The sequence below is a fragment of the Variovorax sp. LARHSF232 genome (genome assembly GCF_052871435.1).
The window spans coordinates 547,305-563,987 of record NZ_JBIXJS010000001.1 but is presented as its reverse complement, the minus strand read 5'-3'; the positions used below and the strand labels follow the sequence as shown (position 1 = coordinate 563,987).

At 67.1% G+C, this 16,683-nt stretch carries 16 protein-coding genes; 10 read left to right on the top strand and 6 right to left on the bottom strand.

Features of this window, described 5'->3' with window-relative positions; all coding sequences use genetic code 11:
* Positions 1–109: 109 nt before the first annotated feature.
* Both zwf and ACIPRI_RS02765 read right to left on the bottom strand, forming a co-directional pair.
* Complete coding sequence (zwf, locus tag ACIPRI_RS02770; protein WP_446588248.1) at positions 110–1,576, bottom strand: glucose-6-phosphate dehydrogenase; 1,467 nt, start codon at positions 1,574–1,576, stop codon at positions 110–112.
* 155 nt (positions 1,577–1,731) lie between these two features.
* Entirely contained in the window at positions 1,732–2,409 is a 678-nt protein-coding gene (locus ACIPRI_RS02765; RefSeq protein WP_446588245.1) for a lipocalin family protein, read from the bottom strand.
* Positions 2,410–2,520: 111 nt separating this feature from the next.
* Between ACIPRI_RS02765 and tal the strand changes: the two genes are divergently transcribed.
* From tal to cynS, 4 genes are all read left to right on the top strand, one after another.
* Positions 2,521–3,486: a transaldolase gene (gene tal, locus ACIPRI_RS02760; protein ID WP_446588243.1), complete on the top strand. Its 966-nt coding sequence runs from the start codon at positions 2,521–2,523 to the stop codon at positions 3,484–3,486.
* Positions 3,483–5,027, top strand: a complete 1,545-nt coding sequence (gene pgi / locus ACIPRI_RS02755; protein WP_446588241.1) for a glucose-6-phosphate isomerase — start codon at positions 3,483–3,485, stop codon at positions 5,025–5,027. Before tal ends, pgi begins: the two co-directional genes overlap by 4 nt.
* Positions 5,028–5,117: 90 nt before the next feature.
* Positions 5,118–5,450: a DUF805 domain-containing protein gene (locus tag ACIPRI_RS02750; RefSeq protein WP_446588239.1), complete on the top strand. Its 333-nt coding sequence runs from the start codon at positions 5,118–5,120 to the stop codon at positions 5,448–5,450.
* A gap of 177 nt (positions 5,451–5,627) precedes the next feature.
* Complete coding sequence (gene cynS / locus ACIPRI_RS02745) at positions 5,628–6,071, top strand: cyanase (protein WP_446588237.1); 444 nt, start codon at positions 5,628–5,630, stop codon at positions 6,069–6,071.
* A 96-nt stretch (positions 6,072–6,167) separates the two neighbouring features.
* Here the strand turns inward: cynS and groL are convergent, their stop codons facing one another.
* Positions 6,168–7,820, bottom strand: coding sequence for a chaperonin GroEL (gene groL / locus ACIPRI_RS02740; protein WP_446588235.1), 1,653 nt, complete (start codon positions 7,818–7,820; stop codon positions 6,168–6,170).
* 86 nt (positions 7,821–7,906) lie between these two features.
* Complete coding sequence (gene groES / locus ACIPRI_RS02735; RefSeq protein WP_442284792.1) at positions 7,907–8,197, bottom strand: co-chaperone GroES; 291 nt, start codon at positions 8,195–8,197, stop codon at positions 7,907–7,909.
* A gap of 363 nt (positions 8,198–8,560) precedes the next feature.
* Between groES and ACIPRI_RS02730 the strand changes: the two genes are divergently transcribed.
* On the top strand, positions 8,561–8,707 hold the full coding sequence (locus ACIPRI_RS02730) for a hypothetical protein (RefSeq protein WP_446588232.1): 147 nt from the start codon (positions 8,561–8,563) through the stop codon (positions 8,705–8,707).
* Positions 8,708–8,722: 15 nt separating this feature from the next.
* Here the strand turns inward: ACIPRI_RS02730 and ACIPRI_RS02725 are convergent, their stop codons facing one another.
* Entirely contained in the window at positions 8,723–9,616 is an 894-nt protein-coding gene (locus ACIPRI_RS02725; protein WP_446588230.1) for a pirin family protein, read from the bottom strand.
* A 110-nt stretch (positions 9,617–9,726) separates the two neighbouring features.
* Between ACIPRI_RS02725 and ACIPRI_RS02720 the strand changes: the two genes are divergently transcribed.
* From ACIPRI_RS02720 to ACIPRI_RS02710, 3 genes are all read left to right on the top strand, one after another.
* Positions 9,727–10,629 (top strand): LysR family transcriptional regulator, encoded by a 903-nt coding sequence (locus tag ACIPRI_RS02720; RefSeq protein WP_446588228.1) that lies wholly within the window; start codon positions 9,727–9,729, stop codon positions 10,627–10,629.
* Positions 10,630–10,751: 122 nt separating this feature from the next.
* Positions 10,752–12,878: a TonB-dependent receptor family protein gene (locus tag ACIPRI_RS02715; RefSeq protein ID WP_446588226.1), complete on the top strand. Its 2,127-nt coding sequence runs from the start codon at positions 10,752–10,754 to the stop codon at positions 12,876–12,878.
* A 26-nt stretch (positions 12,879–12,904) separates the two neighbouring features.
* Positions 12,905–13,537, top strand: a complete 633-nt coding sequence (locus ACIPRI_RS02710) for a phosphoribosyltransferase (protein ID WP_446588224.1) — start codon at positions 12,905–12,907, stop codon at positions 13,535–13,537.
* Here the strand turns inward: ACIPRI_RS02710 and metK are convergent.
* The gene (gene metK, locus ACIPRI_RS02705) at positions 13,530–14,714 is read right to left on the bottom strand and encodes a methionine adenosyltransferase (RefSeq protein WP_446588222.1); all 1,185 of its coding nucleotides are present in this window, start codon (positions 14,712–14,714) and stop codon (positions 13,530–13,532) included. The genes ACIPRI_RS02710 and metK overlap by 8 nt on opposite strands.
* Positions 14,715–14,924: 210 nt before the next feature.
* On the opposite strand from metK, the gene ACIPRI_RS02700 reads away from it, so the two are divergent.
* The gene (locus ACIPRI_RS02700) at positions 14,925–15,800 is read left to right on the top strand and encodes a lysophospholipid acyltransferase family protein (protein WP_446588220.1); all 876 of its coding nucleotides are present in this window, start codon (positions 14,925–14,927) and stop codon (positions 15,798–15,800) included.
* Positions 15,797–16,681 (top strand): LpxL/LpxP family acyltransferase, encoded by an 885-nt coding sequence (locus ACIPRI_RS02695; protein ID WP_446588218.1) that lies wholly within the window; start codon positions 15,797–15,799, stop codon positions 16,679–16,681. The genes ACIPRI_RS02700 and ACIPRI_RS02695 overlap by 4 nt, the downstream gene beginning before the upstream one ends.
* The last annotated feature ends 2 nt before the right edge of the window (positions 16,682–16,683 follow it).

Here is a 16,683-nt window from a genome sequence, read left to right as displayed (position 1 = left end):
TTCCAGCCCCACACCGCGGAACCGGCTCTGCCGGGCCGCAGGTGAGGTCCCCTCCTCGGGAGGTGGCGAATTACACGCAGCGAAGCGCAGTGAAAAGCCGGGAGGCCTTTTACTGTTCCTCGCCCCAGGCAAAGCCATCGCGGGCGATCATGGCGCTGGAGGCGCTGGGGCCCCAATTGCCGGCCGCATAGGGGCGGGGCGTACCGTCGCTCGACCAGGCATCGAGCAGCGGCTCGACCCAGCGCCAGGCTTCTTCCTGCTCGTCGCGGCGCACGAAGAGGTTCAGGCGGCCGTCGATCACGTCCAGGAGCAGGCGCTCGTAGGCGCCCACGCGCTCGGCCCCGAAGCGCTTGTCGAAGTCCAGGTCCAGCTGCACCGGCGCCAGGGGCGGCGTCACGCGCACGCCGCTCTTCTGGCGCTTGTCCTGCGCCTGGGCCAGCAGGTGCAGCTCCAGCCCGTCCTTGGGTTGCAGGTTGATCACCAGCTTGTTGGCATTGCCGGCCGGCAGCCGGAAGATGGCATGCGGCGCCGGGCGGAAGTTGACCTCGATGCGCGCGTCGCGCGAAGCCAGCCGCTTGCCGGTCCGGATGTAGATCGGCACGCCGGCCCAGCGCCAGTTGGCGATCTCGGTGCGCAGGGCGACGAAGGTTTCGGTCTTGCTTTCCGCATCGACGCCGGGTTCCTCGCGGTAGCCGACCACGCGTTCGCCGTAGGCGGTGCCCGTTGCGTACTGGCCGCGCACCGCGTGCAGGCCGATCTCCTCGGCTGTCCACGGCTTGAGCGAGCGCAGCACCTTGAGCTTCTCGTCGCGGATGGCGTCGGCGTGCGAGTTGATGGGCGGCTCCATGCCGATCGCGCAGACCAGCTGCAGCGCGTGGTTCTGCACCATGTCGCGCAGCGCGCCGGTCTGGTCGTAGAAGCTGCCCCGCTTTTCCACGCCCAGGTCTTCGGCAATGGTGATCTGGATGTTGGCCACGTGTTCGCGGCGCCAGATCGGCTCGAACAGCGCGTTGCCAAAGCGCATGGCAAAGAGGTTCTGCACCGAGGGCTTGCCCAGGTAGTGGTCGATGCGGAAGATCTGGTTTTCCGACAGCACCCGCTGCACCGCGTCGTTGATGGCGCGGTTGGACTTGAGGTCGTGCCCCAGCGGCTTCTCGAGCACCATCCGCGTGTTCGGCGTGTTCAGGCTGGCGGCGGCGATCTGCTCGACCACCGCGGTGAACAGGGCGGGGGCGGTGGCCAGGTACATCACCACCGTGTCGGCATTGCGCGCCTTCAGGAGCTCGGCCAGCCGCGCGTAGTCGTGCGGCTTGGACAGGTCCATGCGCAGGTAGTGCAGCATGGAGGCGAACTCCTTGAATTCCTCCGGGCTGGGCCGCTTGGCGCCTTCCACTGCCTTGAAGCGCGACTGGATCAGCTCGCGATAGGCGTCATCCGACAGGTCATCGCGCGCCACGCCGATGATGCGCCCGCCCTCGGGCAGACTGCCGTGGCGAAAGGCCTGGAACAGGGCCGGCATCAGCTTGCGCCATGCCAGGTCGCCGGTGCCGCCGAAGAGAACGAGGTCGAAGCTCATCTGCAAGTGTCCGTGGGTCGGGAAAGCCGGATTCGTGCCAAGCCCGCCACTTTAACGGCACTTGCTGGCGCGGACCGCTCGGCCCGCGCTGCTGCAGGTGATGGGTGTTGCAACGGGGCCGCGCCCGCGTCGGCACGGCCCGTGCGCGATCGAACTCAGTGCGCCGTGCGCACCACCTTGTCGACCTCGAAGCCCAGGGTGCGCGCGTAGTCCAGTTCGGTCTGCAGGCTGGCCTCGTCCAGTTGCGGCACGCGCGACAACACCCAGAGGTAGCCGCGGTCGGGCGAGCCGACCAGCGCCACCTGGTAGTCGCGGTCCAGCTTGAGGATCCAGTAGTCGCCCCAGGCAAAGGGCATCCAGCCCAGCCAGCCGGGCAGGAAGCGCACCTTCAGCCGGCCGGCGCCGGGCATGCCAGGCATGTTCACCGGGCGGGCGACGCCCACCGCCTCTTCGGTCTGCCCGTCTTCGCGCTGGCAGCGATTGCGTACCTCCATGGTGCCGTCCGGCAGCGGGGTGTAGTGCGCCGTCACCGGGCCGGTGCCGGCCTTCTGGAAGGGGTTGGGCAGGCGTGCCTGCTCATACCACAGGCCCGCGTAGCGCTTCAGGTCCACCGGCGCGACCACCTGCAGCGGAGCGCGCATCAGCGGCGCCCCGTCCGCCGGGCCAGCCGGCGCTGCGGTGCGCAGCGTGCGTGCGCGGCGCAGGGCCAGCAGGGCCATCGCGCCGCCGACGGCAAAGGCTGTCGCCAGGGCACCCATCGAGGCGCCATGCGTGGCCGCTGTTCCGTGCGTCCTGGAAGCCGGCCGCAGGGTGTCGTGCTTGAGATGCAACATGGCTGGATCTCCAAACGTTTGACGTGTGTTTCAAGCTAACCGGTGCCAGGAGTACAGGCCGTCGGACGCAGAGCACATGTTCTGTAGTTTTGCGGCGGGATAATGTTTGGCATGAACCAGCTCGAAGCCCTCCGCCAATGGACCACCGTCGTTGCTGACACCGGCGACTTCCGTCAACTCGATGCCTTCAAGCCCCAGGACGCGACCACCAACCCGTCGCTGATCCTCAAGGCGGTGCAGAAGAGCGACTACCGCCCCCTGCTGGACGAGGTGCTGGCCAGGCACCGCGGCGCGCCGCTGGACCAGGTCATCGACCGGCTGCTGGTGCGCTTCGGGTGCGAGATCCTGTCGATCATCCCGGGCCGGGTGTCGACCGAGGTGGATGCGCGCCTGAGCTTCGATACCTCCGCCACCATCGCCCGGGCCGAGCGCATCGTGGCGCTGTACCGGGCCGAGGGCATCGACACCCAAAAGCGCCTCCTGATCAAGGTCGCTTCCACCTGGGAGGGCATCGAGGCCGCCCGCGTGCTGGAGCAAAAGGGCATCCACACCAACCTCACGCTGCTGTTCTCCTTTGCCCAGGCGGTCGCCTGCGGCGCGGCCGGGGTCAAGCTGATCTCGCCCTTTGTCGGGCGCATCTACGACTGGTACAAGAAGTCGGCCGGCGCCGGCTGGGTGGAAGCCGACAACGCCGGCGCCAACGACCCCGGCGTGAAGTCGGTGCGCCAGATCCACGACTACTACAAGCGCCACGGCATCGCCACCGAGGTGATGGGCGCGAGTTTCCGCAACACCGGCCAGATCGCCGCGCTGGCCGGCTGCGACCTGTTGACCATCAGCCCGGACCTGCTGGCCGAGCTGGCAAACAGGCCCGACAGCGACGCGCCGCTCATCCGCGCCCTCGACCCGCAGGCGGCCCAAGGGCGCGACATCCCCGGCGTGACCTACGACGAGGCGGGCTTCCGCTTTGCCCTCAACGAAGACGCGATGGCGACCGAGAAGCTGGCCGAAGGCATTCGGGCCTTTGCCGCGGACGCCGTCAAGCTGGAAAAGCTGATGACGGAGGCTTCTTCATGACCGTGCGCTGCGACCGCACCCCCGCCTGGCAAGAACTGCGCAAGCACTTCGAGGCCACGGCGCGCCAATTCGACTTGCGTCAGGCTTTCGCCGCCGACCCCGGCCGCTTTGCGCATTTCAGCCAGAGCGCACCGGCGCTTTTTGCCGACCTGTCGAAGAACCTGATCGACGCGAAGGCAGAAGAACTGCTCTTCGCCCTGGCCCGCCAGTGCGGCCTGCAGGCCCGCATCGACGCCATGTTTGCCGGCGAGCGCATCAATGCCACGGAAGACCGGGCCGTCATGCACTTCCTGTTGCGCGCCGGGGCCGCACCGGCCGGCAGCCTGGCGGGCGAACTCGGGCAGGTGCACACCACCTTGGACGCCATGCTGGCCTACGCCGACGCCATGCGGGCCGACCACACCATCACCGACGTGGTCAACATCGGCATCGGCGGCTCCGACCTGGGGCCGCAGATGGCGGTGCTGGCGCTCGACGAATTCGTGGCGCCGGGCAAGCGCTTTCACTTCGTCTCGAACGTGGATGGCCACGAGCTGGCCGGCGTGCTCAAGGGCTTGGCGCCGGAGCACACGCTGTTCCTGATCGCCTCCAAGACCTTCACCACGGCCGAGACCATGGCCAACGCGCACTCGGCCAAGCGCTGGTTTGAGCAGTCCGGTGGCACCGACATCGCACGCCACTTCGCTGCGCTCACCACCAACGTGGAGGCGGCGCGCGAGTTCGGCATCAGCACCACCTTCGGCTTCTGGGACTGGGTGGGTGGGCGCTATTCGCTGTGGTCGGCCATCGGCCTGCCAATCGCGCTGGCCATCGGTTCCGAGGGCTTCCGCGCCTTGCTGGCCGGCGCCCATGCGATGGACGAGCATTTCCGCAACACGCCGCTGGAGCGCAACCTGCCGGTGCGCCTGGGCCTGCTGGACGTCTGGTATCGCAATTTCCACGGCTTCACCAGCCGCAGCATCGCGCCCTATCACAGCGCGCTCAAGCGCCTGCCGGCCTACCTGCAGCAGCTGGAGATGGAAAGCAACGGCAAGCGGGTCGACCTCGCCGGCGATGTGCTGCCCTTCGGCACCTCGCCGGTGTTGTGGGGCGAGCCCGGCACCAACGGCCAGCATGCCTACTTTCAGATGCTGCATCAGGGCACCGACGTCGTGCCGCTGGAGTTCATCGCGGTGCGCGATGCCTCGCACGATCTGGCAGGCCACCATGCCAAGTTGCTGGCCAATGCGCTGGCGCAGGCCCAGGCGCTGATGGTCGGCAAGGAAGATGCCGGCGGGCACCGCCACTTTCCCGGCAACCGTCCCAGCACCTTCTTCGTGCTGGAAAAGCTCACGCCGCAAGCGTTGGGCGCCTTGATCGCCCTGTACGAGCACCGCGTGTTCACCAGCGGCGCCCTGTGGGGCATCAACAGCTTCGACCAGTGGGGGGTGGAGCTGGGCAAGGTGCTGGCCAGGGACATCGAGCCGCGCCTGTCCTCGGGCGACGTGGCCGGGCTGGATGCCTCCACCGCCGGCCTGTTGGCGCGGCTGCGCCAGGGTTGAGTTCAGCCGGCAACAACGGCTGCCTATTGCGTCCGGGCCTTATGATGCCCCCGGGGAATTTGTCCCGGGGCATCAAAGAGGAGTTGACTCATGAACTTTGTCCAAGCGGTCCAGGTCTGTCTGCGCAAGTACGTCGACTTCGAGGGCCGCGCGGCCCGACCGGAGTTCTGGTGGTTTGCGCTGTTCCAGGTTGTCGTGCTGGTGGTCGCGGCGATGCTGGGCCGAACCGTCTACACCATTGCCGCGCTGGCGCTGGTGCTGCCCTCGCTGGGAGTGGGCGCACGCCGCCTGCACGACATCGGCAAGAGCGGCTGGTTCCTGCTCATTCACCTGATCCCCGTCATCGGCATCCTGGTGCTCATCTATTTCTGGGTGCAGCCGACCCAGCCCGAGAGCAATAACTACGGGGCGCTGCCGGCCTGATGAGGTCCGGCCCGGGCGCACTGCGTCCGAAACGCCATGCCAAGGGCCGCTGATGCGGCCCTTTTTTTTCGGGTGCTTGTTGCCGGCTCTGCGGCGTGGGGCTGGCTTCTGGCCGATCTTGCGGGCACGGGGGTTGCATGCATTGCCGACTCGTACATCCATCAGGAGCGAAGCCAGATGAACCGCAACGACGTCACCGAAAAGATCATCACCGCCAAGGTCGCCAAGGGCCTCACGTGGGATGCCGTGGCCAAGAAGATCGGCCAGTCGAAGGAATGGACCACGGCTCTGTGCCTGGGCCAGATGACGGCCACCGCCGAGCAGGCGCAGGTGCTGGGCGAGGTCTTCGGCCTTGCGGGTGAAGAGCAGAAGTGGCTGCAGGTGGTGCCCTACAAGGGCTCGCTGCCGACCTCTGTGCCCACCGATCCATTGATCTACCGCTGGTACGAGATCGTCAGCGTGTACGGCACCACCATCAAGGAGTTGATCCACGAGGAATTCGGCGACGGCATCATGAGTGCGATCGATTTCAAGATGGACATCACGCGCGAGGCCGACCCCAAGGGCGATCGCGTCAACGTGGTGCTGTCGGGCAAGTTCCTGCCGTACAAGACCTATTGAACGCTTTTCGAGCGGGCATAAAAAAAGCGCGGCCGAGGCCGCGCTTCTTGTTGTGGCCCGAAGCACTGCGAGGTGCTCCGGAGCGACACGTGGCAATTACATGCCCATGCCGCCCATGCCACCCATGCCGCCCATGTCGGGCATGCCGCCGCCAGCACCGCCTTCATCCTTCGGTGCGTCGGCGACCATGGCTTCGGTCGTCAGCAGCAGCGAGGACACCGAAGCGGCGTTCTGCAGCGCGGTGCGGGTCACCTTGGTCGGGTCCAGGATGCCCAGCTCGAGCATGTCGCCGTAGGTGTCGTTGGCGGCGTTGAAGCCGAAGTTGCCCTTGCCGGCCAGCACGGCGTTGACCACCACCGAGGCTTCGCCACCGGCGTTGTTCACGATCTCGCGCAGGGGCGCTTCGATGGCCTTGAGCACCAGCTTGATGCCGGCGTCCTGGTCAGCGTTGTCGCCCTTGAGCTTGTCGCCCACGGCTTGCTTGGCACGCAGCAGGGCCACGCCGCCGCCGGCCACAACGCCTTCTTCCACTGCAGCGCGGGTGGCGTGCAGGGCGTCTTCGACGCGCGCCTTCTTTTCCTTCATTTCGACTTCGGTGGCAGCGCCAACCTTGATCACGGCAACACCGCCGGCCAGCTTGGCCACGCGCTCTTGCAGCTTCTCGCGGTCGTAGTCGCTGGTGGCTTCTTCGATCTGCACGCGCACTTGCTTGACGCGGGCTTCGATGTCAGCGGCAGCGCCGGAGCCGTCGATGATGATGGTGTTTTCCTTGCCCACTTCGATGCGCTTGGCTTGGCCGAGGTCGGCCAGCGTCACCTTCTCGAGGGTCAGGCCCACTTCTTCGGCGATGACCTTGCCGCCCGTCAGGATGGCGATGTCTTCCAGCATGGCCTTGCGGCGGTCGCCGAAGCCAGGCGCCTTGACGGCCACGACCTTCAGGATGCCGCGGATGGTGTTCACGACCAGGGTCGCCAGGGCTTCGCCCTCGACTTCTTCGGCAATGATCAGCAGGGGACGGCCAGCCTTGGCAACTTGCTCCAGCGTGGGCAGCAGGTCGCGGATGTTGCTGATCTTCTTGTCGAACAGCAGGACGAAGGGGTTGTCCAGAATCGCGGATTGCTTTTCCGGGTTGTTGATGAAGTAGGGCGACAGGTAGCCGCGGTCGAACTGCATGCCTTCGACGACGTCGAGTTCGCTGTCGAGCGACTTGCCGTCTTCCACGGTGATCACGCCTTCCTTGCCGACCTTGTCCATCGCGTCAGCGATCAGCTTGCCGATGGTCTCGTCGCTGTTGGCCGAGATCGAGCCGACTTGCGCGATTTCCTTGGACGTGGTGGTCGCCTTCGAAGCCTTCTTCAGCTCGGCGACCAGGCTGGTGACAGCCTTGTCGATGCCGCGCTTCAGGTCCATCGGGTTCATGCCGGCGGCAACCAGCTTGAAGCCTTCGCGAACGATGGCTTGTGCCAGCACGGTCGCGGTGGTGGTGCCGTCACCGGCGTTGTCCGAAGTCTTGGAAGCCACTTCCTTCACGAGCTGGGCGCCCATGTTCTGCAGCTTGTCCTTGAGTTCGATTTCCTTGGCCACGGACACACCGTCCTTGGTCACGGTAGGGGCGCCGAAGGAGCGCTCGAGCACCACGTTGCGACCCTTGGGGCCCAGGGTCACCTTGACTGCGTTGGCCAGGATGTTCACACCCTCGACCATGCGCGCGCGGGCTTCGCCGCCGAAGACTACGTCTTTTGCTGCCATGTTCTTTAACTCCGAAATTCAGTTAATTAATCAGTTGGGGACAGAGCAGTCAGCCGCTTCGCGCCTGCCTGGTCTGTCCCGCAAAATCACTTTTCGACGACTGCGAAGAGGTCGTCTTCCTTCATCACCAGCAGCTCGTCGCCGTCGACCTTGACGGTCTGGCCCGAGTACTTGCCGAACAGGACGCGGTCGCCGACCTTGATGTTCATGGCGATCAGGTCGCCCTTGTCGTTCTTCTTGCCCGGGCCGACGGCCAGCACTTCGCCTTGATCCGGCTTTTCGGCGGCGTTGTCGGGGATGACGATGCCCGAGGCGGTCTTGGTTTCGCTTTCAATGCGCTTGACGATCACGCGATCGTGCAAAGGACGAAGTTTCAATTGCATCTCCTGATATGAAACGGGGGAAGGAACCGGGCCCCAGGCGGGGCGCCAGCGGCCAAATCGACTGGAGGAGGGTGCCGTTGTTAGCACTCAACCTCAGCGAGTGCTAATCATAAGGGTTTTTGTGACGCTTTCAAGAAGGCGGGCAGGGGCGCAGGGGCAAACCCAGGCCTCGACGTAGGCGCCGATGAGGCCGACCCGTCGGACGGCGGGAGGCGCCGGCCCCCGCCGTTGGCCGTCGGAGCACGCCGTCAGGCGAAGGGGCAACTGGCGCCCGGCTCGCAGCGAAAGCAGAGGACGGACGGTGCTATCGGCCAGCGCCATGCTGGCGTCACCGTGAACAAGAACGAGGAGCCCGCCATGCCGATCCCGATTCCCCGCCCCGACCGCGATCCGATCCCGCTGGTGCTGGGCGCGCCCCTGCCGCCCCATCAAGCGCCGGTCCAGGCCCCCAAGCCGGCGCCATGCAGCATGCCACCGGCGATGCCGTCACACGAGTCGAAGTAAGGCGGTCGGGAGGGCTCAGCCCAGGCGCCCTTGTGCCCGCAGCTGCGCGCCGATGCGCGCGATTTCTGCCTCGCCCTTCGCCAACGCCTGCGGGCTCGTATGCACCGAGTAGTGACCCATCACCAGATCATGCGGGTGCTTGCGGGCCGAGCCCAGTACAAAGGCTGTCTCGCCGTGCGCCACGAAGTCGATCGCATCGCCGGACTCTTCGAGCATTGCCAATTCGCCCGCACCGATCGGATCTGAGTCCCCGGCGTCGAGCCGGCCGGCATTGACGGCGACCCACGCCACCGTCTGGCCGGCAGGAGGCGTGAAGCGCCAGCGTTGGCCGTCTTGCAGATGCACGGCCAGATAGGTCATTGGCGCCGGTGCAGGAACGGGGCTGGTCGCCGCCCCGTAGCTGCCGAGCAGCACCCGCGCCGGACCATCCCGCGGCACCTGCGCAGGAGCCAGGTAGAGGCTGTGCGCTGGCGCGTTCTCCGTGTCGGCCGGCAAAGCGACCCATAGCTGGAAGCCGCGCACGCGCGCCACGCCGGGCGCCGGCGCACCCGTGTGCCAGACGCCGTTGCCGGAGCGCATCCATTCGACGCCGCCACTTCGCAGCACACCCTGTTCGCCGGTCGTGTCTTCATAGAGCGTGTCGCCTTCGATCAGATAGGTCAGCGTGGCGATGCCCGAGTGGGGATGCATGCCGAAGCCCTTGTGCCCGCCCGCGGTATCGAAGCCGAAGAGGTCGAGGAACACGAAGGGCTTGAGGAATTCGCCCAGGTCGCTCGGGCTCACCAGCCGCGTGATCGGCCCATGCGTGCTGCCGCGCGTGCGGTAGACGATGGCGCGCGGCTGGGCCGTGGCAGGGCTTGACGCCAGGGCGTCGGTGCCGATGTCGAAATGTTGTTGTTGCGAGCGCATGGTCTGCCTTCGAGAAAAGGGATGCCCTGAAGATAGGGCGCCGTTCATTGCTCGACTAGACGGCACAATTGGAATTAACTCATCCAAAAATACGACGAATCACCCGCAGAATGCTCGACCTGAATGACATCGCCATCTTTGTGCAGGTCGTGCGCTGCGGCAGCTTTGCCGAAGCGGCGCGGCGCCTGGGCATGCCGTCCAACACGGTGAGCCGACGGCTCCAGCAACTCGAAGCCCAGCTGGGCGCGCGCCTTTTGCAACGCTCCACCCGCAAGCTCACGCTGACCAGTGCCGGCCGGGACTTTCACGAGCGCTGCGCCGGCGCTGTGGACGGGCTGATCGAGGCCGGACAGGCCCTGGCGGCCGGCGGCCAACAGCCCAGCGGCCTGGTACGCGTGGCCGCGACGGCCGATTTCTTCGACTTCTTCCCGATGCAGTGGGTGGCGCAATTCCTGGCCGCGCACCCGTTGGTACGTCTGGACTTCGTACTCAGCGACGAGAAGGCCGACCTCATCGCCGACCAGATCGACGTGGCCATCCGAGGCGGCCCCTTGCCCGATTCCGGCTACGTCGGCCGGCAGCTCTTTGGCGCGCGCAGCGGCGGCCTGGTGGCCAGCCCTGCCTACATCGCAGCACGCGGAGCGCCCGGCACCTTGCAGGCGCTGACGCAGCACGACTGCGTGACGTCGGCGCCCCCGAGCGGCCGCATCAGTTGGCGCCTGACCGGGCCCGACGGCGTCGTGGAGCAGGTCCAGGTCAGCGGACGCTTCAGCGGCAACACGGCGCAGGCGCTGCGCAAGGCCGCACTGGCGGGCCTGGGCATTGCGCTGCTTCCGCCCGCCGTCGCCCTTCGCGACATCCAGGCCGGGTTGCTGGTGCCGGTGCTGCCGCAGTACCAGCACACGCGCCACGGCCTGAGCGTGGTGTATCCGAGCCGTCGGCACCTGCCGCTGGCGGTGTCGGCGTTCATCGCCCTGGTGACTGAAAAGATGAGCTCGGGCTGGCTGTCCTGACAAGGCGCCGGCCAGGGGCTGGGTGCGCCGGATCGCAGCGTTGCACTGCCCCCGGGGGCTAAGTTCTAGGGGTTTGCGGCGGGTACGCGGGGCTGTCGTTCCACCGCAGAATCCGCTGCGTCATGAAAGCTCCGCTGCATGCCACCGCCGTCCTTGCCGTGTTCGCGCTCGCGTCGCACGCGCAGGAAAACGGCGGCGAGGAGCCGGTGCGCAGCCTGGCGCCCATCACCGTGACGACGCCGCGCGGCGCCGCCCCGCCGCTGACGGTGCCGGCCTCGGTGGACGCCGTGGACGGCACGCAACTGCGCAACGCCCAGATGCAGGTCAACCTGTCGGAATCGATGGGCAGCGCGCCGGGGCTGCAGATCCAGAACCGGCAGAACTACGCGCAGGACCAGCAGCTGTCCATCCGCGGCTTCGGCGCACGCTCCACCTTCGGCGTGCGCGGCGTGCGCATCTACGTGGACGGGGTGCCGTCCACCATGCCGGACGGCCAGGGCCAGACCTCCAACATCGACATCGGCTCGGCCGATCGGGTCGAGGTGCTGCGCGGGCCCTTCTCGGCCTTGTACGGCAACTCCTCGGGCGGCGTGCTGCAAGTCTTTACCGAGGATGGCGAGGGGCCCCCGCGCCTGGGCTTCGGCGTGGCGGGCGGCAGCTTCGGCAGTTGGCGCGAGAGCCTGCAGCTGAGCGGCTCCAACGGCCCCTTCAGCTACCTGCTGAGCGGCAGCCATTTCGAGACCGACGGCTACCGCGACCACAGCGCGGCCGAGCGCAGCATCATCAACGGCAAACTCGGCTTTGCGCTGCAGGACGACAGCAAGCTCACGGTGGTGCTCAACGGCGTGCGCATCCGTGCCCAGGACCCGCTCGGCCTGACCCCTGCGGAGTACCAGCAGGACCGACGCAGCGCCGCGCGGGCGGAGCAGTTCAACACCCGCAAGACGGTCGGCCAGATGCAGGCGGGTGTGATCTATGAGCGGCGCCTGAATGCCGACAACGACCTGCGCCTGATGGTCTATGGCGGCGAGCGCAGCACCACGCAGTTCCAGGCCATTCCGCCCACGGCCCAGCTGGCGCCCTCGAGCGCCGGCGGCGTGATCGATCTGAAGCGCGACTACGCCGGGCTCGATGCCCGTTGGACCACGCGCGGCCTGCTGGCCGGACGTCCCTTCGAGCTGAGCACCGGCCTGGCCTACGACACCATGGACGAGGACCGCAAGGGCTACGAGAACTTCACCGGCAGCGCGCAGGCGCCGACCGCGCTGGGCGTGCAAGGACGCCTGCGGCGCGACGAGCGCAACGACGTCTACAACGTCGACCCCTATGTGCAGGGCCAGTGGCGCTTTGCCGACCGGTGGACCCTGGAGGCCGGCCTGCGCTACAGCAGCGTCAAGTTCAAGTCCGCCGACAACTATGTCCGCCCGGGCAATGGCAACGACAGCGGCTCGGCCAGCTACGAGCACGCCCTGCCGGTACTGGCGCTGCGCTTTGCGCCGGCGCAGGACCTGTCTTTCTACGGCACCTGGGGCCGCGGCTACGAGACGCCCACCTTGAACGAGCTGTCCTACAGGCCGGACGGGCGCAGCGGCTTCAACTTTGCGCTGCAGCCGGCGGTCAGCAGCAGCTTCGAGCTGGGCGCCAAGGTGCGCATCGCCAGCGGATTTCTGACGGCTGCCATTTTTCAGACGCGCACCGACGACGAGATCGTGACCAACGCCAATGTCGGCGGCCGCTCCACCTTCCGCAACGCGCCGAGCACCAAGCGCGACGGCTTCGAGTTGGCCTGGTCGCAGGAGACGCCCAGCCATTGGCGCACCCAGCTGGCCTACACCTGGCTGCGGGCGCGCTACAGCGATGCCTTCTGTTCGCCCCTGCCGTGCACCGGCGCCAACACGGTGCTGGCCGGCAACGAAATCCCGGGCGTGGCGCCCCAATCCTTCTTTGCCTCCTTCGGCTATGTGCCGCCGCAGGGCTGGCGCGCCGGCGTCGAGATGCGGGCGCTGGACAAGATCTGGGCCAACGACTTGAACACCCTGAGCGCGCCGGGCTATGCGGTGCTGGGGCTGTATGCCGGCTACCTCTGGAAATGGGAGCGCTGGGAGCTCAATGCCTTTGCCCGGGTCGACAACCTGCAGGGCAAGCAGTACATCGGCGCGGTCATCGTCAATGAGGCCAATGGCCGCTACATCGAGGCGGCGCCGACGCGCAACTGGACAGCGGGGCTGGGCGCGGCGTATCGTTTCTGATACGGGCCGCCGGGGCCCGCTGCCCCATGAAATTCGAGAACCGTCAGCAGGCAGGCAGGCGCCTGGCGCAGGCGCTGATGGCTTGGCATGGCCGCAAGGATCTGCTCGTGCTGGCGCTGCCGCGCGGCGGCGTGCCGGTGGCGGCCGAAGTGGCCAAGGCCCTGCAGGCGCCGCTCGACGTGGTGGTGGTTCGCAAGCTGGGCTACCCGGGCCAGGAAGAATTCGCCATGGGCGCCATCGCTTCGGGCGGGGTGCAGGTGATGTCGGACGTCGCCGGCGGCTGGCCCGTCTCCGAACAGGCGGTGCGCTCGGCCGTGCAGCGCGAGCAGGCGGAACTGCTGCGGCGCGAACAGGCCTATCGTGGCCACAAGCCACCGCCGCGCATCAAAGACCAGGTGGTGATCCTGGTGGACGATGGGCTGGCCACCGGCGCCACCATGCGCGCCGCGGTCCAGTCGGTCCGCATCGGCCAGCCTGCACGCATCTTGGTGGCGGTGCCGGTGGCATCGAGCGACGCGCTCGCCAGCGTCGGCAGCGTGGCCGACGAGGTGGTGTGCCTGCAGACGCCCGAGCCCTTCCATGCGGTCGGGCTCTGGTATCGCGACTTCGATCAGACCTCGGACGAGGAGGTCGCGCAGTTGCTGGGGCGGGCTACTTGAGGCCGGCAGCAGCACGCAGCAAGGCAGCTTTGTCCGTTCTTTCCCAGCTGAACTCCGGCTCTTCGCGCCCGAAGTGGCCATAGGCGGCGGTCTTGGCGTAGATCGGGCGCAGCAGGTCCAGCATCTGGATGATGCCCTTGGGACGCAGGTCGAAGTGCTCCTGCACCAGGTCGGCGATTCTTGCGTCGGGGATCACGCCGGTGCCTTCGGTGTAGACCGTCACGTTCATCGGGCGGGCCACGCCGATGGCGTAGGCCACCTGGATCTGGCACTGGCGCGCCAGGCCGGCGGCCACGATGTTCTTGGCGACGTAGCGGGCTGCGTAGGCGGCCGAGCGGTCGACCTTGCTCGGGTCCTTGCCGGAGAAGGCGCCGCCGCCGTGCGGGCAGGCGCCGCCGTAGGTGTCGACGATGATCTTGCGGCCCGTCAGGCCGCAATCACCCTGCGGGCCGCCGATGACGAAGCGGCCGGTCGGGTTGATCAGGTACTTGGTTTCCTTCAGCCACTCCTTGGGCAGCACCGGCTTGATGATTTCCTCGATCACCGACTCAATGAAAGAGGCCTTCATCTTGGTCGGCGTCTCGCTCTGGTCGGGATGGTGCTGGGTCGAGAGCACCACGGTGTCGATGCTGTGCGGCTTGCCGTCCACGTAGCGCATGGTCACCTGGCTCTTGGCGTCCGGGCGCAGGAAGGGCAGGCGGCCGTCCTTGCGCAGCTGGGCCTGGCGCTCGACCAGGCGGTGCGCGTAGTAGATCGGCGCGGGCATCAGCTCGGGCGTCTCGTCGCAGGCGTAGCCGAACATCAGGCCCTGGTCGCCGGCGCCGGTGTTGAGGTGGTCGTCGCTGGCATGGTCCACGCCCTGGGCGATGTCATTGGACTGCTTGTCGTAGCAGACCATCACCGCGCAGCCCTTGTAGTCGATGCCGTAGTCGGTGTTGTCGTAGCCGATGCGCTTGATGGTGTCGCGCGCCACCTGGATGTAGTCCACGTGCGCGTTGGTGGTGATCTCGCCCGCTAGCACCACCAGGCCGGTGTTGGTCAGCGTCTCGGCGGCGACGCGCGAGCGCGGGTCCTGCGCGAAGATGGCATCGAGGATCGCATCGGAAATCTGGTCGGCAACCTTGTCGGGATGGCCTTCGGAAACCGACTCGGAGGTAAAGAGAAAATCGTTCGCCATGTGCTGAAACTCCGTCTTATTGAAAAGGTGGATTGGCGCGTTTGCCGACCCCTGGAGTTCTGGCGAACGCTTTAGCAGTGGTTGTTTAACGTCGCCCTGCAAGTAGTTCCGTAACTCGGCGACAATTTGCATTCTATAAGAGCCGCGCTTCGAGTGCCCCGAGCAATACGCTGCGCGCGCGTCCGGTCTTTCTTCCCCTGTCGTTTTTGGATGATCACCCTGTTCCGCCTGCTTGCCCGCGTGCCCCTTTCCCTGATGCATCGGCTGGGCACGCTCTTGGGCTGGATGGTTTGGTGGGGGTCGTCGGGTTACCGCAGCCGCTTCAAGGCCAACGCGCAGGCGGCCGGCTTCGCGCCCGAGCAATACCGCCGGGCCATCGCCGCCGCTGGCGCCGCCCTGGCCGAACTGCCCTGGCTGTGGGGCCGACCCGCCGGTGAGAGCGTGCTGCCCAAGGTGGCGCGCTGGAGCGGGGTTGAAGAAGTGGAGGCCGCGCTTTCGGCCAAGAAGGGCGTGATCTTCATCACCCCCCACATCGGCAGCTGGGAAATGCTGGGTCAGGCGATCGGTGAGCGATTTGTCGATGCGCATGGCCCGATGACCGCGCTGTACCGGCCGGCGCGCAAGGCCTGGATGAGCGAGCTGGTGGCCGGCTCGCGCGAGAACCGGCGCGGCCTGAAGATGCTGCCCACCAATACCATGGGCGTGCGCGGCCTGATGCGCGCCCTGAAGTCCGGCGGCTACACCGGCATCCTGCCGGACCAGGTGCCGCCGCTGGGGCAGGGCGTCTGGGCGCCTTTCCTGGGGCGACCGGCCTACACCATGACCCTGCTGCCGCGCCTGGCGCAGCAGACCGGTGCCCGGGTCTTTCTGGCCGCGTGCGAGCGGCTGGCGCCGGGCCAGGGCTATGCCATCCGTTTCGAGGCCTTGAACGACACGGCGCTGAACGACCCCAAGGCCACGCCCGAGGCGGCCGCCACGGCGATGAACGTCGGCATCGAGAAGCTCATCCGCGAGTTGCCTTCGCAGTACGTCTGGGACTATGCGCGCTACAAGGAGCCGCGCAGCGAGATGGAGATCGCGCAATGAGTTTTTCAGCGCGCTTGGGCATCGGCTTCATGAAGGTGATCGCGCACCTGCCGCTGCCCGTCTTGCGCGGCGTCGGGGCCGGGCTCGGGCGCCTGTTGCATTCCGTCGCCCTGCCGCGCCGGCGCGTGGTGGATGCCAACCTCAGGTTGTGCTTTCCCGAGCTGACGGAAGAAGAGCGCCAGCGCATATCCCGCGAGACCTTCGTCTTCGTGGCGCAGTCCTGGCTGGACCGCAGCTGGCTCTGGCATGCGCCGCGCAAGGTGGTGGAAAGCCGGCTGCGCCTGCGGGGCAGCGAACAGGACCTGAGCGAGCTGGCGAACGGCGAGCAGGCCGTGATTCTTTTTGCGCCGCACTTCTACGGCCTGGACGCGGCCGCCACCACGCTGACCATGCACCTGGCGCGCCCGTCGATGACGATCTACACGACGCAGCGCGATCCGATGATCGACGCCTGGGCGCGCGAGGGCCGCACGCGCTTTGGCAACGTCACCGCGCTGGAGCGCACCGACGGCGTCAAGCCGGTGCTGCATCGCCTGCGCCGGGGCGAGGTGCTGTACCTGCTGCCGGACATGGACTTCGGCCCGAGCCAGTCGATCTTCGTGCCCTTCTTCGGCGTGCAGGCGGCCACTGTGCCTTCGCTGTCGCGCTTCTCGCAGCTGGGCCGCGCCATCGTGATGCCGGTGCTCTCGCGCCTGACGCGAAGCGGCTACGAGATCGAGCTGCTGCCGGCCTGGCAGGACTTTCCCACCGGCGACATCGAAGCCGATACCGCGCACATGAACAAGATGCTGGAGGGCTACATCCGCGCCATGCCCTCGCAGTACTACTGGGTGCACCGGCGCTTCAAGACGCGCCCCGAGGGCGAGCCGACGATTTACTAAGT

Coding starts and splice junctions, on each gene's coding strand:
- zwf (WP_446588248.1), bottom strand. CDS start 1,576: ATGAGCTTCGACCTCGTTCTCTTCGGCGGCACCGGCGACCTGGCATGG.
- ACIPRI_RS02765 (WP_446588245.1), bottom strand. CDS start 2,409: ATGTTGCATCTCAAGCACGACACCCTGCGGCCGGCTTCCAGGACGCAC.
- tal (WP_446588243.1), top strand. CDS start 2,521: ATGAACCAGCTCGAAGCCCTCCGCCAATGGACCACCGTCGTTGCTGAC.
- pgi (WP_446588241.1), top strand. CDS start 3,483: ATGACCGTGCGCTGCGACCGCACCCCCGCCTGGCAAGAACTGCGCAAG.
- ACIPRI_RS02750 (WP_446588239.1), top strand. CDS start 5,118: ATGAACTTTGTCCAAGCGGTCCAGGTCTGTCTGCGCAAGTACGTCGAC.
- cynS (WP_446588237.1), top strand. CDS start 5,628: ATGAACCGCAACGACGTCACCGAAAAGATCATCACCGCCAAGGTCGCC.
- groL (WP_446588235.1), bottom strand. CDS start 7,820: ATGGCAGCAAAAGACGTAGTCTTCGGCGGCGAAGCCCGCGCGCGCATG.
- ACIPRI_RS02730 (WP_446588232.1), top strand. CDS start 8,561: ATGCCGATCCCGATTCCCCGCCCCGACCGCGATCCGATCCCGCTGGTG.
- ACIPRI_RS02725 (WP_446588230.1), bottom strand. CDS start 9,616: ATGCGCTCGCAACAACAACATTTCGACATCGGCACCGACGCCCTGGCG.
- ACIPRI_RS02720 (WP_446588228.1), top strand. CDS start 9,727: ATGCTCGACCTGAATGACATCGCCATCTTTGTGCAGGTCGTGCGCTGC.
- ACIPRI_RS02715 (WP_446588226.1), top strand. CDS start 10,752: ATGAAAGCTCCGCTGCATGCCACCGCCGTCCTTGCCGTGTTCGCGCTC.
- ACIPRI_RS02710 (WP_446588224.1), top strand. CDS start 12,905: ATGAAATTCGAGAACCGTCAGCAGGCAGGCAGGCGCCTGGCGCAGGCG.
- metK (WP_446588222.1), bottom strand. CDS start 14,714: ATGGCGAACGATTTTCTCTTTACCTCCGAGTCGGTTTCCGAAGGCCAT.
- ACIPRI_RS02700 (WP_446588220.1), top strand. CDS start 14,925: ATGATCACCCTGTTCCGCCTGCTTGCCCGCGTGCCCCTTTCCCTGATG.
- ACIPRI_RS02695 (WP_446588218.1), top strand. CDS start 15,797: ATGAGTTTTTCAGCGCGCTTGGGCATCGGCTTCATGAAGGTGATCGCG.